Raw genomic sequence first — 18,800 nt, 5'->3', positions numbered from 1 at the left:
GCCCTTGATGGGCTGCGGTTTTTGCTTTACGCCCGCAACAACATATACCCCGCCACCACTAGACAAACACTGGCAAACCCCACCTGCAACGTCCGCGCCGGCACCCGTGCGCAGAGCTTGCGTCCGATGATCATGCCGACAATGCTGGCGACGATAAACGCCGCGCCCTGCCCGTCAATCCGCACACCGGCGTGAAACGATCCGATCACCCCGATTGCCGAAATCAGACTGATCACCATCAACGACGTCGCGACAATCCCGCGCATTTGCACATCGGTCAGTTGCTTGAACGCCGGCACGATCAGGAAGCCGCCGCCGACCCCGAGCAAACCCGACACCACCCCGGTAATTGCGCCCAGCGCCGCCAATGTAGCGGTGCATTTGGCGGTCCAGTCGAAGCGACCGGTTTGTTCATTGAGCATGCAATTCTTCTGACCCCAACTGGCATGACCGTGATCGCTCGGCCCTTCCTGCTGACGCTCGCGTCGCAGCATGCGCCAAGCCACCATGACCATCAGCAGACTGAACAGGATCATCAGGATTTTCTCCGGCAACTGGTGCGCGAAGTAGATGCCCAACGGCGAAAACACCGCACCCAACGCGGCAATCAACAACGCCGCGCGATAACGCACCAGGCCATGACGCAAACCGTCGATGGCACCGACCGCCGCCGCACTGCCGACCGCAAATAACGCCACCGGCGCTGCCTGGGTCATCGTCCAGCCGAGGCCGAGGACCAGCGCCGGCACCGCGAGAATACCGCCGCCGGCCCCGGTCAAGCCGAGGACCAACCCCATCACCACGCCAAACAGACTTGCCAGCAACATAAGGTTTTCTCAGTCGACCCTGGACAGACGCGTCAGCCACTCGCGGCCCTTGAGCATGCCGTTCCAGTAGAACCACGGCAGCAGCGTCGCCTTGAGAAACCACGCCGAACGTCGCGCCACAGTCGGGTCCAGTGGAAAAGTCGGCAGCAACTTGCCGGCATAACCGAACTCGGCAAGGATCACTTTGCCCTTCTCCACCGTCAGCGGGCAGGAACCGTAACCGTCGTACTTCAGCGGCAGCGGTTGTTGCTTGCGCTGGGCGAGCAGGTTTTCCGCGACCACCACCACTTGCTTGCGCACCGCCGCGGCGGTTTTCGCATTGCTGGTGCCGCAGATATCACCCAGCGCGAACACCTCGGGATAACGCGGGTGCTGCAGGCTGTGCGGATTGACTTCACACCAGCCGGCCGCATCGGCCAAAGGACTTTGCGCGATGAAGTCCGGCGACACCTGCGGCGGCACCACGTGCAGCAGATCGAAGCTTTTCGCCACACGGGTGACGTTGCCGTCGGCGTCCTTGATCTCGAACCACGCGGTTTTCGCCGGGCCGTCGACCTTGACCAGATTCGAATTGAAGGCCAGTCGGGCGTTGTACTTTTCGATGTACTTCATCAGTGGCGGGACGAACGTCGCCACGCCGAACAACGCGGCGCCGGCCAGATTGAATTCAACATTGATGGTGTTCAGTACGCCGCTTTTGCGCCAGTGATCGCAAGACAGGTACAGCGCTTTTTGCGGTGCGCCGGCGCACTTGATCGGCATCGCCGGTTGAGTGAACAGCGCCTTGCCGCCGCGCAGTTTCTGCACCTGATCCCAGGTGTACTGCGCGTGCTGGTAGCTGTAGTTAGAGGTCACGCCGTGCTGACCGAGGCTTTCCTGCAAGCCTTCGATTTTCTCCCAGGCCAGGCGCAGGCCGGGGCAGACGATCAGGTTTTGATAGCTGACGGTACGTTGATCATTGAGGGTGAGTTGGCGATTGTCCGGGTCGATTGCGGTGACTGCCGCTTGCAGCCAGTTCGCTTGCCTGGGCATGACCTTGTGCATGGGCCTGGCCGTGTCTTTTACGTCATAGGCACCACCGCCGACCAGCGTCCACGCCGGTTGGTAGTAATGCTGGGCGCTCGGTTCGATCACGGTAATTTTCAGCGCAGGGTCACGCTTGAGCAGGCTGGCGACAAAACCGATACCGGCCGTACCGCCGCCGATGACCACGATGTCTGCACTGATGGATGGGCCCCAGTGTTGATCGTTCATTGCTTGTTCCTTTTGCTGCACGCAAGGATTGTTCGAGCCAAACCACAAATCCCAATGTGGGAGCGAGCCTGCTCGCGAAGGCGGCGTATCAGTCGATGCAAGTATTGACTGGACTAGCGCTTTCGCGAGCAGGCTCGCTCCCACATTGAACCAGTGTCATGGCTGGCATTTATTGATGGCCCAGACTTTTCAGCACGGCGCCGCAATAGAGCCCGGAGAGGGTCTTCATCACCTGAATGACTTGCGGACTGGCGAGGCCGTAGAAAATGTACTTGCCTTCACGACGGGTCGCGACCAGGCCTTCATCACGCAGGATGCCCAGTTGCTGCGACAGCGTCGGCTGGCGCACACCGGTCATCTTTTCCAGTTCGCCGACATTGCGTTCGCCCTGGGTCAGTTGACACAGGATCAACAGGCGATCCTCATTGGCCAGGGCCTTGAGCAACGCGCAGGCCTTGGAGGCCGAGGCGCGCAGCTGGGCGACTTCACATTCGGTCAGACTGGATTGCATTTGCACGATGCCTTCAAGGTCACTTAAGCTGCGAACATTATGTTTTTAGATAAAGTGTTGCAACCCATTTTCCTCGTTCAGGTTGGTGTCCATGCCCGCGCAGATTGAAGCTTTCCTCGACCCCGCCTCCTCGACCTACAGCTATGTGGTCTATGAAACCGATGGCGGGCAATGCGCGATCGTCGATCCAGTCCTCGATTACGACGGCGCCGCCGGACGCACCTGCACCGCGCAAGCCGACCAAATCATCGCCTTCGTTCGCGCACATAATCTGCAGGTGCAGTGGCTGCTGGAAACCCACGCCCACGCCGACCACCTGTCTGCCGCACCGTATCTGCGCCGGGAACTGGGCGGCAAGATCGCGATTGGCGAATCGATCAGCAAAGTGCAGAACGTGTTCAAGGCGCTGTTCAATCTGGAGCCGGAGTTCTGCGTCGATGGCTCGCAGTTCGATCATCTGTTTGCCCCGAACGAATCGTTCCGTATCGGCAATCTCAAAGCCACTGCGCTGCATGTACCCGGGCATACGCCGGCGGACATGGCTTATTTGATCGATGGTGAGCAGATTCTGGTGGGCGACACGCTGTTTATGCCCGATGTGGGTACGGCACGCTGCGACTTCCCTGGCGGTAACGCCAATCAGTTGTTTGCCTCGATCCACAAACTGCTGGCCTTCCCCGCCAGCGTGAAACTCTACGTTTGCCACGATTACCCGCCCGAGGGCCGCGCCTCGCAGTGCCAGACCACCGTCGGTGAGCAGCGCAAAAGCAATATTCATGTGCACGACGGGATTGATGAGGCAGCGTTCGTCGAAATGCGCACCCAGCGTGATGCCGGGCTGGGCATGCCGACGCTGCTGCTGCCGGCGATTCAGGTCAATGTGCGGGCGGGGAATTTGCCACCGGCCGAGGAAAACGGCGTGGTTTACCTGAAGATTCCGCTCAATTCCCTATAGGAAAAAATCACTCGACCCGTTTGTGGATTATTTTTCCTACGAACGCTGTCGATGGTGATGAACTGGTGAAAATCCTCTCAGCGATCAGACTCCATTGGGCAAACATTCAATGGAGTTTTCGCAATATGGATATTCGTCGTAATCACCGTGACATGACACCACAACAGAAATCCGCCTTCATCGATGCCATCCTGAGGCTGAAGAACAACGTCGACAGCGTGCTGCGACCCGGGCAGCAGTCCCGCTACGATGATTTTGTCCAGATCCACAAAAATTCGATGGGCGGGAGCAATCCGCTGATACCCAATCCGCATCGAAGTCCCTTGTTCTATCCGTGGCATCGCATTCTGATCCGACAGTTCGAACTGGCCTTGCAGGCCGCCGCCAATGACCCGACCATCACCCTGCCCTACTGGAACTGGCAACTGACCGGCGCCGACAACCCTTTCACCTCGGATTTCATGGGCCCAAACGGTGACAGCCTGCAGGACCAGCGCGTCACCGCCGGCCCGTTTTCCACAGAGCAATCGCAGTTCGAAGTCAGAGTCTGGGATGAGGGCATCGGTAACACCGGCATTCGTCGAGATCTTGGGGCAAACGGCGCACTGCCCACGGCAGAGACAGTCATCTCGACACTCAACAGAACGCAATACTGGATGGACGCAAGCGGCTGGGAAAACGTCTCGGAAACCGAACTGCACAATCCGGTACATGCATGGATAGGTGGCAGCATGGCGCAAGCCTCCTCACCCAATGACCCGATCTTCTTCCTGCACCACTGCTACCTCGACTTATTGTGGGAGCGCTGGAAACATCAGCATTCTGGCACTCCAGGCTTAACCAACGAGTCCGGCTCGGCGGACATGAACGAAACCGTGCTGATCTTTCATCCGGCCAACGAACTGGCGCCCTGGCCGCAAACCTTTACCGCCCAACAAACGCTCTTCACCGCAGAGCTTGATTACCAGTATGAGTACATCTGACGCTCAACTGCCCAGCGTCAAACCGTTAGCGGGTAACGGCAGCGCGGTCTTGTAGCGCACCTGCTTCAGCGCAAAGCTTGACCGGATATTCGCCACACCCGGTACTTTGGTCAGGAAGTCCATCATGAAGCGTTCGAGCGACTGAATGGTCGGCACCAGGACCCGGATGAGGTAATCCGGGTCTCCGGCCATGAGGTAGCACTCCATCACCTCCGGGCGATCGGAAATGGCTTCCTCGAAATGCTGCAGCGCTTCCTCCACCTGCTTTTCCAGGCTGACGTGGATGAACACGTTCACGTGCAGCCCCAGCAGGTCGGCATCCAGCAGCGTGACCTGCTCGCGAATCAGGCCTAATTCTTCCATCGCCTTGACCCGATTAAAGCACGGTGTCGGCGACAGGTTCACCGAGCGTGCAAGATCGGCGTTGGTGATGCGCGCGTTCTCCTGAAGGCTGTTGAGAATGCCGATGTCGGTACGGTCCAGTTTGCGCATGAGACAAAACCACCTGTTTTTTATGTTTATGCAGAATTTCTATCTGCAAATCATCTCCAGCGCAACGAAACAGAGATAAATATTCTTCTTGCCCGCGCCTATGATTGTTGTAGGACAAGATTTCTTCTACCGAAGAATGACTGCCAGCTCACTACAAGAAATTCACAAGATCGAGCGTAGAAGCCATGACCCAAGCGTATGAACCGCTGCGCCTGCACGTCCCTGAACCCTCGGGCCGTCCCGGCTGCAAAACCGACTTTTCCTACCTGCATCTGACCGATGCCGGTACGGTGCGCAAACCGCCCATCGACGTTGAACCTGCCGACACTGCCGACCTGGCGCGTGGGCTGATTCGCGTGCTCGACGATCAAGGCAACGCCCTCGGCCCATGGGCCGAGAACGTGCCGGTCGAGATCCTGCGCAAGGGCATGCGCGCCATGCTCAAGACGCGCATCTACGACAACCGCATGGTGGTCGCCCAGCGTCAGAAAAAGATGTCGTTCTACATGCAGAGCCTCGGCGAAGAAGCCATCGGCAGTGCTCAGGCCCTCGCGCTGAACATCGACGACATGTGCTTCCCCACCTACCGTCAGCAAAGCATCCTGATGGCCCGCGAAGTGCCACTGGTCGACCTGATCTGCCAACTGCTGTCCAACGAGCGCGATCCGCTCAAGGGCCGCCAGTTGCCGATCATGTACTCGGTCAAGGACGCCGGTTTCTTCACCATCTCCGGCAACCTCGCCACCCAGTTCATTCAGGCGGTCGGCTGGGGCATGGCTTCAGCTATCAAGGGCGACACCAAAATCGCCTCGGCGTGGATCGGTGACGGCGCCACCGCCGAATCGGACTTCCACACCGCCCTCACCTTCGCTCACGTTTATCGTGCGCCGGTGATCCTCAACGTCGTGAATAACCAATGGGCGATTTCGACCTTCCAGGCGATTGCCGGTGGTGAAGCCACCACCTTCGCCGGACGCGGCGTCGGTTGCGGCATCGCCTCGCTGCGCGTCGATGGCAACGACTTCTACGCGGTGTATGCGGCCTCTGCCTGGGCTGCCGAACGCGCCCGCCGCAACCTCGGCCCCACCATGATCGAGTGGGTCACCTACCGCGCCGGCCCGCACTCGACCTCCGACGATCCATCCAAATACCGCCCGGCCGATGACTGGAGCCACTTCCCGCTCGGCGACCCGATCGCCCGTCTCAAACAGCACCTGATCAAGGTCGGTCACTGGTCAGACGAAGAGCACGCCGCCGTCAGCGCCGAGCTCGAAGCCGAAGTGATTGCCGCGCAGAAGCAGGCCGAACAGTACGGCACCCTCGCCGGCGGCCAGATTCCAAGCGCCGCGACCATGTTCGAAGACGTCTACAAAGAGATGCCGGAGCACTTGAAGCGCCAGCGTCAGCAGTTGGGGATCTGACATGAACGACCACAACAACAATATTCAGTTGGAAACCGCCATGACCACGACCACCATGACCATGATCCAGGCCCTGCGCTCGGCCATGGATGTGATGCTTGAGCGTGATGACAATGTCGTCGTGTTCGGTCAGGACGTCGGCTACTTCGGCGGCGTGTTCCGTTGCACCGAAGGCCTGCAGACCAAGTACGGCACCTCGCGCGTGTTCGACGCACCGATCTCGGAAAGCGGCATCGTCGGTGTTGCCGTGGGCATGGGTGCTTATGGTTTTCGCCCGGTCGCCGAAATTCAGTTCGCTGACTACGTCTACCCGGCCTCCGACCAGATCATTTCCGAAGCGGCACGCCTGCGTTATCGCTCGGCCGGCGAGTTCACTGCGCCGATGACCCTGCGCATGCCATGCGGCGGCGGCATCTACGGCGGTCAGACCCACAGCCAGAGCATCGAGGCGATGTTCACTCAGGTTTGCGGTCTGCGCACGGTCATGCCGTCCAACCCGTATGACGCCAAAGGCCTGCTGATCGCCTCCATCGAAAACGATGACCCGGTGATTTTCCTTGAGCCGAAACGCCTCTACAACGGCCCGTTCGACGGCCATCACGACCGCCCGGTAACCCCGTGGTCGAAACACCCGCAAGCCCAGGTGCCGGACGGCTACTACACCGTGCCGCTGGACGTTGCCGCGATCACGCGTCCGGGCAAGGACGTGACCGTGCTGACTTACGGCACCACCGTTTACGTGTCGCAAGTTGCGGCTGAAGAGTCCGGCGTCGATGCCGAAGTCATCGACCTGCGCAGCCTGTGGCCGCTGGACCTGGAAACCATCGTCAAATCGGTGAAGAAAACCGGTCGATGCGTGGTGGTTCACGAGGCCACCCGCACCTGCGGTTTCGGCGCCGAACTGGTGTCGCTGGTGCAAGAGCATTGCTTCCATCACCTGGAAGCGCCGATCGAACGCGTCACCGGTTGGGACACCCCTTACCCGCACGCGCAAGAGTGGGCGTATTTCCCAGGGCCGTCCCGAGTGGGTGCGGCGTTGAAACGGGTCATGGAGGTCTGAATGGGCACGCACGTTATCAAGATGCCGGACATCGGCGAAGGCATCGCAGAAGTAGAACTGTCGCAGTGGCACGTCAAGGTTGGCGATCTGGTGGTTGAAGATCAGGTGCTGGCGGACGTGATGACTGATAAGGCGATGGTCGATATTCCGTCGCCAGTGCACGGGAAAGTGATTGCCCTCGGCGGTCAGCCGGGTGAAGTGATGGCGGTAGGCAGTGTGTTGATCAGCATTGAAGTCGAGGGTGCCGGTAACTTGAAAGAGTCCGCCGCACCTGCGCCTGTTAAAGAAGCACCGGTTGCGCCGAAAGTTGAAGCCGTTGTTGAGAGCAAACCTGCTCCAGCCGCCCCGCGTCCGGCTGCCGTTTGCCAAGGCCCGATGGTTGCCCGTGAAGCAGACGAACGCCCGCTCGCCTCCCCCGCCGTGCGCAAACACGCGCTGGACCTGGGTATTCAATTGCGCTTGGTGCGAGGTTCCGGCCCGGCCGGTCGTGTGCTGCACGAAGACCTTGAAGCGTATCTGGCACAAGGTCAGTCAAATGCTTCGGCACCAGTTGCCGCCGCTTACGCCCAGCGTAACGACGAAGAACAGATTCAAGTCATCGGCATGCGCCGCAAGATCGCCCAGCGCATGCAGGATGCTACCCAGCGTGCCGCACACTTCAGCTACGTCGAAGAAATCGACGTCACCGCGATTGAAGAACTGCGCGCGCATTTGAACGAAAAACACGGTGCCAGCCGTGGCAAGTTGACCTTGTTGCCGTTCCTCGTTCGCGCTCTGGTCGTTGCCCTGCGCGACTTCCCGCAGATGAACGCACGTTACGATGACGAAGCCCAGGTCATCACTCGCCTCGGCGCGGTACATGTCGGCGTAGCCACGCAAAGCGATGTCGGCTTGATGGTGCCCGTGGTGCGTCACGCCGAGGCGCGCAGCCTGTGGGACAGCGCCGCGGAAATCTCGCGTTTGGCCAACGCCGCGCGTAACGGCAAGGCCAGCCGCGATGAGTTGTCCGGCTCGACCATCACCCTGACCAGCCTCGGCGCGCTGGGCGGCATCGTCAGTACGCCAGTTCTGAACCTGCCGGAAGTGGCCATCGTCGGCGTGAACAAAATCGTCGAACGGCCGATGGTCGTCAAAGGCCAGGTGGTGATCCGCAAGATGATGAACCTCTCCAGCTCGTTCGATCACCGCGTGGTGGACGGCATGGACGCGGCCCTCTTCATCCAGGCCATTCGTGGCTTGATCGAACAACCTGCCACTTTGTTTGTGGAGTAAGGCGCGCATGCAATCTCTGAACACGACGCTGCTGATCATCGGCGGCGGCCCCGGCGGTTATGTAACGGCAATCCGCGCCGGACAACTGGGCATTCCGACCATTCTGGTCGAAGGCCAATCGCTGGGCGGCACCTGCCTGAACATCGGCTGCATCCCGTCGAAAGCGCTGATCCATGTGGCTGAGCAGTTTCACCAGACGCAACATCACAGCCAGCATTCGGCGTTGGGCATCAGCGTTTCCGCGCCGAGCCTCGACATCAGCAAAAGCGTCGAGTGGAAGGACGGCATTGTTGATCGTCTGACCACCGGAGTGGCTGCACTGCTGAAGAAGAACAAGGTTCAAGTCATCCATGGCTGGGCCAAGGTCATCGACGGTAAAACTGTGGATGTCGGCGACACGCGCATCCAGTGCGAGCACTTGGTGCTGGCCACCGGTTCGACCAGCGTCAATCTGCCGATGCTGCCGATTGGCGGGCCGATCATCTCGTCCACCGAAGCGCTGGCACCGAAATCCGTGCCGAAACGTCTGGTCGTGGTGGGTGGGGGTTACATCGGTCTGGAGCTGGGTATCGCGTATCGCAAGCTCGGCGCCGACGTCAGTGTGGTCGAGGCGCAGGACCGCATCCTGCCGGCGTATGACGCTGAACTGACGCAACCGGTGCATGACGCGTTGAAGCAACTGGGCGTGAAGCTGTATCTGAAACACAGCGTGCTGGGTTTCGACGGCACCTTGCAGGTGCGCGACCCTGAGGGCGAAACCCTGAACCTGGAAACCGATCAGGTGCTGGTCGCCGTCGGTCGCAAACCGAACACTCAGGGCTGGAACCTTGAAGCACTGAATCTGGACATGAACGGCGCGGCGATCAAGATCGACAGCCGCTGCCAGACCAGTATGCGCAACGTCTACGCGATTGGCGATTTGAGCGGCGAGCCGATGCTGGCCCACCGCGCGATGGCGCAGGGCGAAATGGTTGCCGAGTTGATCAGCGGCAAAACCCGCGAATTCAGCCCGACGGCGATTGCTGCGGTGTGCTTTACCGATCCGGAACTGGTGGTGGTCGGCAAGACCCCGGAGGAGGCTAAAGCTGCGGGGCTGGACTGCATCGTTTCCAGTTTCCCGTTCGCCGCCAATGGCCGGGCGATGACGCTGGAGTCGAAAAGCGGCTTTGTACGCGTGGTCGCTCGTCGGGATAACCATGTGATTGTTGGCTGGCAAGCGGTGGGCGTTGGCGTGTCGGAGTTGTCGACGGCGTTTGCGCAAAGCCTGGAAATGGGCGCGCGACTGGAAGACATCGGCGGCACCATTCATGCGCATCCGACCCTGGGTGAAGCGGTGCAGGAAGCGGCGTTGCGTGCCCTCGGGCATGCGTTGCACCTGTAGCTGCGTTGATCGTTCCCACGCTCTGCGTGGGAATGCAGCCGGGGACGCTCTGCGTCCCAAAAGCCGAACGCGGAGCGTCCGATGAGGCATTCCCACGCAGAGCGTAGGAACGATCAAGCGTGGGAACGATCAGTGGAGCGAATTCCGGCTGCGAAACCGCTCAAGAATGAAGTATTGTTGTGCCCATCCAAAAAACGTCAGAAGCCTTGAACCGTTTCGACGGTTGTTCAGTGATAGAGGGTGTCATGGGTAACGAAAGCATCAATTGGGACAAGCTGGGTTTTGATTACATCAAGACCGACAAACGCTATCTGTCGTACTTTCGCGATGGCGAGTGGGACAAAGGCACCCTGACCGAAGATAACGTGCTGCACATCAGCGAAGGCTCGACGGCCCTTCACTATGGCCAGCAGTGCTTCGAAGGCATGAAGGCCTATCGTTGCAAGGACGGCTCGATCAATCTGTTCCGCCCGGACCAGAACGCCCTGCGTATGCAACGCAGTTGCGCGCGTCTGCTGATGCCGACAGTCGACACCGAGCAGTTCATCGAAGCGTGCAAAGCCGTGGTTCGTGCCAACGAGCGCTTCATTCCGCCATACGGCACTGGCGGCGCGCTGTACCTGCGTCCGTTCGTGATAGGCGTGGGTGACAACATCGGCGTGCGCACTGCACCCGAGTTCATCTTTTCGATCTTCTGCATCCCGGTTGGCGCCTACTTCAAGGGCGGCCTGACCCCGCACAACTTCCAGATTTCCAGCTACGACCGCGCCGCCCCACAAGGCACCGGCGCAGCCAAGGTCGGCGGCAACTACGCAGCCAGCCTGATGCCGGGCTCGAAAGCCAAGAAAGCCAACTTCGCTGACGCGATCTACCTGGACCCGATGACCCACACCAAGATCGAAGAAGTCGGCTCGGCCAACTTCTTCGGGATCACCCACGACAACAAGTTCATCACCCCGAACTCGCCGTCGGTTCTGCCAGGCATCACCCGCCTGTCGCTGATCGAACTGGCGAAATCGCGTCTGGGCCTGGAAGTGGTTGAAGGCGACGTGCTGATCGACAAACTGTCGGACTTCAAAGAAGCCGGCGCTTGCGGTACGGCTGCGGTGATCACCCCGATCGGTGGTATCAGCTACAACGACCATCTGCATGTGTTCCATAGCGAGACCGAAGTGGGTCCTGTGACCCAGAAGCTCTACAAAGAGCTGACTGGCGTGCAAACCGGCGACATCGAAGCGCCAGCGGGTTGGATCGTCAAGGTTTGATTTGACGGGTGCTGATGTAGAAAAGCCCTCCACCGAGTGATTGGTGGGGGGCTTTTTTTATTTGTGGTTGTTGGTTTTTTTTGGGTAAGGCTGCAGATCTTTTCCCCCTCACCCCAGCCCTCTCCCCCAGGGGGGCGAGGGGGAAAGGGAGCCGATTGTTGTGCCGTTCAAAACCTGAGTTCGACGTGATCGTTCAGGTCGATGTAGTACGCGAGAACACCTCGGTCAGTCCCCTCTCCCTCCGGGAGAGGGTTAGGGTGAGGGGCTTTTCAGCGTTATCCGTTTACCAAGCCGATCAGCAATCCCACTCGCCTGCCCATTCTGCTGCTTACCCATCCGCGCCTGCGTAATCAACCCGGGAATCAACTCCCCCTCCGGCAAATTCTTCCAGAACCGCGCCGGTAAATGCCCCTGCATGACCTTTTCGTTCAACCGCGCTGGATTAAAGATGTGGCTGTAATACGTCAGCCACAGATCTCCATGAGGATCGTCGACATTCTGCGCCAACTGCTGCCATTCCACCGGGCATTGCCGCTGATGAATCAGTTGCTCGCCATCGTAATAAACCCCGTCACGCGGCGTGGCGATCAACCAGCGGTGGCGGCCCATGCGCCCGATGAAATGCTCACTGGCGCTGTGCAGAATGTCGTGGGCCGGCTCATGCCACGCCACATATTGCGGGCCCGCGCTGGATGACGGGCGCTCGATGAAACGCACAAACGCATGCAGGTGATGGGCTTCGCGATTGACTTGTTTGATCCGTCGCTGCAACTCGCTACCGAGCTTGTCCCCGGCCATCATCGCCGTGCGGTCGCCATGGCTGACGCGCCACAACACTTCATACAACAGGCTCCAGCGTTGATCACCACGATAGCGCGACGCTTGCTCCAGCGTGTCGAGCAACGCTCGCGGAATGCGCGCCTGGAACGGCCCCTGCCCTTCAGGCACCGGCTCATCACTGGCAAACAGATCACCCACACCTTGCGAGGCCCAGCTCACCAGACTCGGATCGACTTCGTGGCTCAGCAACCAGCGCGCCTGTTGGCGCCAGGTGTCGAACAGATCATCGCAATCGAGATTGATCATCCCCACAGCCCCATCTGCTGCGGCATCGGCCGGTCGCGCAATTGCTGATAGAGCAGATGGCTGGTGACCTCGGCCTGCTGCGGGTGGTAGTCGCTGGTAATGATGAACGGCTTGGCCTTGGCCAGCACACAACGCATACGCGCGACGTCTTCGTAACGAATGCGCCGCTGGCGGCGCAGCTCGACCAGACGTTCGGTGGTACGCAGGCCGATACCGGGAATACGCGCAATCAGGGAGGCTTCGGCACGGTTCAGATCGAGCGGGAATACCTCGCGATTCTGCAACGCCCAGGCCAGTTTCGGGTCGATGTCCAGCGCCAGATTACCCGGTCCCTTGAGCAATTCATCAGCACTGTAGCCGTAGCTGCGCAGGAGAAAATCGGCCTGATATAAACGGTGTTCGCGCATCAGTGGCGGCGCGGCCAGTGGCACGCTTTTCGGGCTGTCGGGAATCGGGCTGAAAGCCGAATAGTAGACCCGGCGCAGACGGAAATTGCCGTACAAGGCCTGGGCGCTGTGGAGGATGGTGCTGTCATCGGTGTCGTCGGCGCCGACAATCAACTGTGTGCTCTGCCCGGCCGGGGCGAACTTGGCGGAGCGCGGTTCGTTCAACACGGTCTGCACGCCGGTGTAGATGGTGTTCATCGCCTGCTTGATCGAAGTGATGTCCTTCTCCGGCGCCAGCACTTGCAGGCTGGCATCGGTCGGCAGCTCGATGTTGACGCTCAGGCGATCGGCGTAGCGCCCTGCTTCTTCGATCAATGCCGGATCGGCTTCGGGAATGGTCTTGAGATGGATGTACCCGCGAAACTCATGCTCTTCACGCAGCAGCTTCGCCACCCGCACCAGTTGCTCCATGGTGTAGTCCGCCGAGCGAATGATGCCGGAACTGAGAAACAGCCCGCTGACGCAGTTACGCCGGTAGAAATCCATGGTCAGCGCCACGACTTCCTCGGGGGTGAAACGAGCGCGCGGAACATCGCTGGAGCGGCGGTTGACACAATATTGGCAATCGTAAAGGCAGAAATTGGTCAGCAGAATCTTCAACAACGACACGCAGCGCCCGTCCGGCGTGTAGCTGTGGCAGATGCCCATGCCATCGGTCGAGCCCAGCCCGCTCTTGCCCTCGGAGCTGCGCTTGGGCGCGCCGCTGCTCGCACAGGAGGCGTCGTACTTGGCGGCGTCGGCGAGAATGCTCAGCTTGTCGATGATTTGCATGGCGCGGGCTCTATACTGTTTGCATATACAGTATAGAGTCGACTGCGGTGACACAAGGAGGCAAATGCGCCCCTCGTCGGTCAGGTGCGCAAAATCAAAAGATCGCAGCCTTCGGCAGCTCCTACAGGGATTCGGTACGGTCGGTATTGATCGGGTGTGCACGCTTTGCCGCAGGCTGCGATCTTTTGATCTGCCCGTCTACCGGCAATTCAACACCAAACCGCGCACCGATCTCCTTGCGCCCCGCCGCCGTCAACGCCAGCGCCCGACTGTCCAGATCCTGCGTCACCCACTTGCGCTTCAACGCGGTCTGCAACAGCGCCGCGCCCAGTGAACCCCCGAGATGCGGCCGGCGCATGCTCCAGTCCAGACACGGGCAGGCAAATTTACGGCGCAGCGTCGTCAAATCCTGCACTTCGATGCCCAGCCCAAGAAACAACGCCTCGCCCGTCTCACTCAAGCGATACGCCTGCTCGTCGGTTACCACCAACCAACCGCCCTCGATCAAACGGTCATGCAGCAACACCGCCAGCGTCCCGGCCATGTGGTCATAGCAGGTGCGCGCAAATTGCAGGCGATCCGGCGTATGCGCCTTGAACGTCGGCGCGGCGTTCTGGCCAATCACCATCAGCGCTTCCAGCGCCTGCGCCACGCGCTGATCGGCGAGGCTGTAATAGCGATGACGGCCCTGCACGTGCAGGCGCACCAAGGCCAGGTCCTTGAGTTTCGCCAGGTGCGCACTGGCGGTGGAGGCGCTGACTTCGGCGATCGTCGCTAGCTCCGTGCTGGTGCGGGCGTGGCCGTCCATCAGCGAACAGAGGATTTTCGTCCGCGCCGGCTCGGCGATGGCGGCGGCCACTTGGGAAACGCCGATGTCTTGATGTTCTGCGTGCATAGTTCGCTCCCGGACGAATCATCGTCGTTGCGCAGTGGAGATAGTAGCAACACTTTCCCCGCCGACAAGGATGCACACCATGAACCCGATCAGCGCCGCAACGCATGTCGATCCTTATCCCTACTACGCCGAACTGCGCGCAGACGGTGGACTGACGTTTCATCCGGAGCTGAAACTGTGGGTCGCCAGCAGCGCCCGTGCGGTGTGTGCGGTGTTGGCCCACGCTGATTGCTGCGTGCGTCCGGCGCAAGAGCCAGTGCCCAAGGCGATTGCCGGAAGCATGGCCGGCAAAGTCTTTGGCCAACTGATGCGCATGAATGACGGTGAACGCCAGCGCTGCCCGCGCTCTGCGATCGAGCCTGAGCTGGCCTCACTCGACCTTGAAGCCATCAACACGTTGGTCTCCGCACGACTGATCTCAGCGGACGCCGACGGAGTGTACAAGGCCATGTTTCGTGGCCCGGTGTCTGTGGTCGCGGCGCTGCTGGGATTCACGCCAGCGCAAGCCCGGGCAGTCAGCGAGCTGACGGCGGATTTCGTCGCCTGCCTGTCGCCGTTGAGCAATGACCTGCAATTGGCCGCGGCAGATTCAGCGGCCGAACACCTGCGCGGCTACTTCATCGAGTTGCTCGCTGAACCTGCCAGCGACTTCCTCAGCGCGATCCAGCAGCGCTTTGCCGGCGATGAGGAAATCCTGATCGCCAACCTGATCGGCCTCTGTTCGCAGACGTTCGAAGCCTGCGCCGGGCTGATCGGCAATACCCTGTTGGCACTACGTCGTCAGCCAGCGTTGCGCGGCGAATCCATCGAAGCACTGCTTAGCGAAGTGCAGCGCTTCGATCCGCCGGTGCAGAACACCCGGCGCTTTGTCGCCGCGTCCTGTGAGATTGCTGGAGTACGTGTCGAAATGGGCGATGTCATTCTGGTGCTGCTGGCCTCGGCCAATCGTGATCCGGCACTCAACGAACGGCCGGAGGAGTTTCTGCCGAAGCGCGAGAACCGCCGCAGTTTCAGTTTTGGCAGTGGTCGACATCAGTGTCCGGGGCAAGCGTTGGCGATGAGTATTGCCGGGGCGACGGTGCGGGAAATACTCGCAAAGGGCATCGATCTGAATTGCCTGAACTGGCACTACAGACCTTCGCTCAACGGGCGCATTCCTGTGTTCAGCGACTCGGGCGCCTGACAGTCCGTCTTCGCGAGCAAGCTCGCTCCCACATGAGTTATCGGGTGGTCACAACATTGTGCACACCCAATACCCCTGTGGGAGCGAGCTTGCTCGCGAAGAGGCCAGCCCAGTCACTGCAAAGGCTGGCTCAAACCGCCCACTGCAAAATCAACCAGCTGTTAGCGCCGCTGATCACCACAAACAAGCCCCACGCCAACACCCGGGTTGGCCAGCGGTTCACAAACGGCCCCATGAGTAGCTTGTCATTAGTCATGCGGATCAATGGATACAAGGCAAACGGCAATTGCAGACTCAACACCACTTGGCTCAACACCAGCAACTTGCCAATCGCGTTATCGCCCATCAGCCACACGCCGATAAACGCCGGAATCAACGCCAGTCCGCGAGTAATCAAGCGTCGCTGCCAGCACGGAATCCGCAGGTTCAGGTAACCCTCCATGATCACCTGGCCAGCGATGGTGCCGGTGAAGGTCGAACTCTGCCCCGACGCCAGCAGCGCGACGCCAAACAACACGCTGGCCAGCGCGCCGCCGACCAGTGGGTCGAGCAAGTGGTAGGCGTCCTGAATGTCCACCACGTCGGTGTGCCCGGACTGGTGAAACGCCGCCGCAGCCAGGATCAGGATCGCCGCGTTGACCAGCAACGCCAGGGCCAGCGAACCGATGGTGTCGATGCGCGCCAGTTTCACCGCGTCCTGCTTGCTGGCGAGGTCCTTGCCGATCATCCGCGTCTGCACGATCGAGGTGTGCAGGTAGAGGTTATGCGGCATCACTGTCGCACCGAGAATACCGATGGCCAGGTACAACGGCGCCGCTTCGCCAATCGCTGCCAGCGACGGTTTGAAACCTTGGGCGACGTCCGGCCAGTAGGGTTTGATCAGCAGCAGTTCAACGAAGAAACACACGCCGATGGTCGCGACCAATACCAGCATGATTGCTTCCAGACGGCGAAAACCGCGATTTTGCAGGGCCAGCACCAGCAAGGTGTCGAACGCGGTCAGGGCGATGCCGAAGGTCAGCGAACAGCCGAGCAACAAATGAAACGCCAGCGCACAACCCAGCACTTCAGCCAGATCGGTGGCGATGATCGAGATTTCCGCCAACACCCACTGCAGCCGTGCGGTCGGTGTGCTGTAGCGCTCGCGGGACAGTTGCGCCAGATCGCGGCCGGTGGCGATGCCCAGCCGCGAGCACAGACATTGCACGACCATGCCGGCCAGACTCGCCAGCAACACCACAAACAACAGGCTGTAGCCAAAGCGTGAACCGGCCTCGATGGCCGTGGCCCAGTTGCCCGGGTCCATGTAGCCGATCGACACCAGCAAGCCGGGGCCGGCGAAACGCAGCACGCGTTTGAAGAACGAGGCGTTGGGATCCAACGCAACACTGCCAGCCACTTCCGGCGGACAAAACGGCGCGGTGGCGATTTTGGGCAAACTGAATTTCACGCACACATCCAGAAACAAGTCGGAAAGACGCAGCTTAGAGGTTTCCGCCTGAGCCTTGAAGCGCAAAAAAATCTATCGACTCACCCCCAACAACTGTTCGCGCAACTCCGGACTGCGTGTGCGCGGATCCAGCCAGATATCAAAAAATGCCCGGGCAAACAGCGGGTCATTGATCTCGTGCTGCAACTGCTGACCGACAAAAAACCGCGCACCCTGCCCCGGCAGATACACCCCGGTAATCCGCGTGCCAGCCTGCACATCGACAAACGATTGCTGCATCTGTACCTGCCACCCGGCCAATTGCGCCGGGCTGACGCGGGCACCGGCCAGCCGTTTGATTTCGTCGACGCTGGCCTTGACCAGATCATCGCGGGAGATGTTGCGGCGATAGATCAACTCCAGCGCAAATGGCTGGCCGTCGACCAAGGGCCGCGCGGCACTCCACAGGCGCGCGTTGTAGACATCGAAACCGAACACGCTGAAATCGCCAGTGCCGATGATCTGCGCACCGGGTACGGCGTCCTGCCAATTGGCCCAGGTCGGCGTCAGCAACAGCGCCCACAAGCCGATGCCGCAGCATCCGCGCAACACCTTCGGTGTTCTGTTCATCGCGGTATCGACTCCGGCAAGCCCTGATAGTCAAAGCATAGCCGGGTATCGCCGCCGGCACTTTGTATACAAAAACTGCGCACATAGGCAGCAATCGCCGATCGACAATGCTAACGTGGCGAACCTTCAACGGATGGAGACTCCTGCGTGCTGATCCTCAAACTGCTGCTGATTCCCGGTTTTCTGCTGCTGATTTCCCTGGCGGGCAAACGCTGGGGGCCGAGCGTGGCCGGGTGGCTGTCGGGATTGCCGGTGGTGGTCGGGCCGATTCTGTTTTTCCTCGCCATTGAGCAAGGTCCGGCGTTTGCCGCGCAGTCGGCGGTGGCGGCGTTATCGGCGATGTTCGCGATGATTGCGTTCTGCATCACCTACGCGCAGGTCGCGCAACGGACGAATTGGCCGCTGGCGCTGACGGCGTCGCTGTCGGTGTGGGCCATCATCGCGTGGGTGTTGTCGTTGATCCCGGCGTCGCTACCGTTTTCAGTGGCAGTGGCGGCGATTGCGCTGCTGGCATCGCCATACCTGTTTCCCACCGTGCAACCGGTATTGAACGGCCCGGCGCCGAAGTCGGACAAACTGATCTGGCGAATGATCGCCGGCGCCGCGTTGACGCTAGTGGTGACGATGCTCGCCAGCACCGTCGGCGAGCGCTGGAGCGGTTTGCTCGCGGTGTTCCCGGTGCTAGGCAGTGTGATGGCGGTGTTCTCGCAACAGACGCGCGGCCCGGCATTTACCGCCGCGTTGTTACGGGCGACGGCAACCGGCATGTATTCGTTCTCGGCATTTTGTCTGGTCTCGGCATTGACCTTGCCAACCATGGGGCTGAGCGGATTTGCCGTCGGCGTTGCGGTGTCGGTGGCCATGCTCGGCGTGACCAAACGCCTGTTGGCCCGTCCACTGGCGAAAGCGCAGGCGCAGTAACCGGTCAGACGATTCGCG

18 protein-coding genes are annotated in these 18,800 nt (G+C 60.3%); 9 read left to right on the top strand and 9 right to left on the bottom strand.

The window, feature by feature from the left end; translation table 11 throughout:
* Nucleotides 1-26 precede the first annotated feature (26 nt).
* From ACWR1S_RS08245 to ACWR1S_RS08235, 3 genes are all read right to left on the bottom strand, one after another.
* Nucleotides 27-827: a sulfite exporter TauE/SafE family protein gene (locus ACWR1S_RS08245; RefSeq protein ID WP_454563128.1), complete on the bottom strand. Its 801-nt coding sequence runs from the start codon at nt 825-827 to the stop codon at nt 27-29.
* Between the two features lie 9 nt (nt 828-836).
* Entirely contained in the window at nt 837-2,081 is a 1,245-nt protein-coding gene (locus tag ACWR1S_RS08240; RefSeq protein ID WP_454563127.1) for an FAD-dependent oxidoreductase, read from the bottom strand.
* Nucleotides 2,082-2,250: 169 nt separating this feature from the next.
* On the bottom strand, nt 2,251-2,592 hold the full coding sequence (locus tag ACWR1S_RS08235) for an ArsR/SmtB family transcription factor (RefSeq protein WP_454563126.1): 342 nt from the start codon (nt 2,590-2,592) through the stop codon (nt 2,251-2,253).
* A 91-nt stretch (nt 2,593-2,683) separates the two neighbouring features.
* Here ACWR1S_RS08235 and ACWR1S_RS08230 point away from each other — a divergent pair, with 91 nt between their 5' ends.
* Both ACWR1S_RS08230 and ACWR1S_RS08225 read left to right on the top strand, forming a co-directional pair.
* Entirely contained in the window at nt 2,684-3,547 is an 864-nt protein-coding gene (locus ACWR1S_RS08230; RefSeq protein WP_454563125.1) for an MBL fold metallo-hydrolase, read from the top strand.
* Between the two features lie 125 nt (nt 3,548-3,672).
* On the top strand, nt 3,673-4,530 hold the full coding sequence (locus ACWR1S_RS08225; RefSeq protein ID WP_454563124.1) for a tyrosinase family protein: 858 nt from the start codon (nt 3,673-3,675) through the stop codon (nt 4,528-4,530).
* Nucleotides 4,531-4,533: 3 nt separating this feature from the next.
* Here ACWR1S_RS08225 and bkdR read toward each other — a convergent pair whose 3' ends face one another.
* Nucleotides 4,534-5,022, bottom strand: a complete 489-nt coding sequence (gene bkdR, locus ACWR1S_RS08220) for a Bkd operon transcriptional regulator BkdR (RefSeq protein WP_016985245.1) — start codon at nt 5,020-5,022, stop codon at nt 4,534-4,536.
* 185 nt (nt 5,023-5,207) lie between these two features.
* On the opposite strand from bkdR, the gene ACWR1S_RS08215 reads away from it, so the two are divergent.
* The 5 genes from ACWR1S_RS08215 (at nt 5,208) to ACWR1S_RS08195 (ending at nt 11,421) form a co-directional block, all read left to right on the top strand.
* On the top strand, nt 5,208-6,443 hold the full coding sequence (locus tag ACWR1S_RS08215; protein ID WP_221733612.1) for a 3-methyl-2-oxobutanoate dehydrogenase (2-methylpropanoyl-transferring) subunit alpha: 1,236 nt from the start codon (nt 5,208-5,210) through the stop codon (nt 6,441-6,443).
* 1 nt (nt 6,444) lies between these two features.
* Entirely contained in the window at nt 6,445-7,503 is a 1,059-nt protein-coding gene (locus tag ACWR1S_RS08210; RefSeq protein WP_454563123.1) for an alpha-ketoacid dehydrogenase subunit beta, read from the top strand.
* Nucleotides 7,504-8,775 carry a dihydrolipoamide acetyltransferase family protein gene (locus tag ACWR1S_RS08205; protein ID WP_454563122.1) on the top strand — a complete coding sequence of 424 codons (1,272 nt, stop codon included), beginning with the start codon at nt 7,504-7,506 and terminating at the stop codon, nt 8,773-8,775. It begins immediately after the preceding gene.
* 7 nt (nt 8,776-8,782) lie between these two features.
* Nucleotides 8,783-10,156, top strand: coding sequence for a dihydrolipoyl dehydrogenase (gene lpdA / locus ACWR1S_RS08200; RefSeq protein ID WP_454563121.1), 1,374 nt, complete (start codon nt 8,783-8,785; stop codon nt 10,154-10,156).
* A gap of 245 nt (nt 10,157-10,401) precedes the next feature.
* The gene (locus ACWR1S_RS08195; protein ID WP_008086978.1) at nt 10,402-11,421 is read left to right on the top strand and encodes a branched-chain amino acid aminotransferase; all 1,020 of its coding nucleotides are present in this window, start codon (nt 10,402-10,404) and stop codon (nt 11,419-11,421) included.
* A 252-nt stretch (nt 11,422-11,673) separates the two neighbouring features.
* Here ACWR1S_RS08195 and ACWR1S_RS08190 read toward each other — a convergent pair whose 3' ends face one another.
* From ACWR1S_RS08190 to ACWR1S_RS08180, 3 genes are all read right to left on the bottom strand, one after another.
* Nucleotides 11,674-12,507 carry a TIGR03915 family putative DNA repair protein gene (locus ACWR1S_RS08190; protein WP_454563120.1) on the bottom strand — a complete coding sequence of 278 codons (834 nt, stop codon included), beginning with the start codon at nt 12,505-12,507 and terminating at the stop codon, nt 11,674-11,676.
* Nucleotides 12,504-13,724: a putative DNA modification/repair radical SAM protein gene (locus ACWR1S_RS08185; RefSeq protein ID WP_160040869.1), complete on the bottom strand. Its 1,221-nt coding sequence runs from the start codon at nt 13,722-13,724 to the stop codon at nt 12,504-12,506. The genes ACWR1S_RS08190 and ACWR1S_RS08185 overlap by 4 nt, the downstream gene beginning before the upstream one ends.
* Before the next feature lie 121 nt (nt 13,725-13,845).
* The gene (locus ACWR1S_RS08180) at nt 13,846-14,619 is read right to left on the bottom strand and encodes an ArsR/SmtB family transcription factor (protein WP_454563119.1); all 774 of its coding nucleotides are present in this window, start codon (nt 14,617-14,619) and stop codon (nt 13,846-13,848) included.
* A 79-nt stretch (nt 14,620-14,698) separates the two neighbouring features.
* Here ACWR1S_RS08180 and ACWR1S_RS08175 point away from each other — a divergent pair, with 79 nt between their 5' ends.
* On the top strand, nt 14,699-15,802 hold the full coding sequence (locus ACWR1S_RS08175; RefSeq protein WP_454563118.1) for a cytochrome P450: 1,104 nt from the start codon (nt 14,699-14,701) through the stop codon (nt 15,800-15,802).
* Nucleotides 15,803-15,932: 130 nt separating this feature from the next.
* On the opposite strand, the gene ACWR1S_RS08170 is transcribed toward ACWR1S_RS08175, so the two are convergent.
* Both ACWR1S_RS08170 and ACWR1S_RS08165 read right to left on the bottom strand, forming a co-directional pair.
* The gene (locus ACWR1S_RS08170; protein ID WP_454563117.1) at nt 15,933-17,252 is read right to left on the bottom strand and encodes an Nramp family divalent metal transporter; all 1,320 of its coding nucleotides are present in this window, start codon (nt 17,250-17,252) and stop codon (nt 15,933-15,935) included.
* 72 nt (nt 17,253-17,324) lie between these two features.
* Nucleotides 17,325-17,861, bottom strand: coding sequence for a chalcone isomerase family protein (locus ACWR1S_RS08165; protein WP_454563116.1), 537 nt, complete (start codon nt 17,859-17,861; stop codon nt 17,325-17,327).
* A 147-nt stretch (nt 17,862-18,008) separates the two neighbouring features.
* Between ACWR1S_RS08165 and ACWR1S_RS08160 the strand changes: the two genes are divergently transcribed.
* Nucleotides 18,009-18,782 carry a hypothetical protein gene (locus ACWR1S_RS08160; RefSeq protein ID WP_454563115.1) on the top strand — a complete coding sequence of 258 codons (774 nt, stop codon included), beginning with the start codon at nt 18,009-18,011 and terminating at the stop codon, nt 18,780-18,782.
* The last annotated feature ends 18 nt before the right edge of the window (nt 18,783-18,800 follow it).

Source organism: Pseudomonas sp. AIG, from assembly GCF_977020205.1.
The sequence above is the reverse complement of the archived record's forward strand: the minus strand, read 5'-3'. Positions and strand labels throughout refer to the sequence as shown.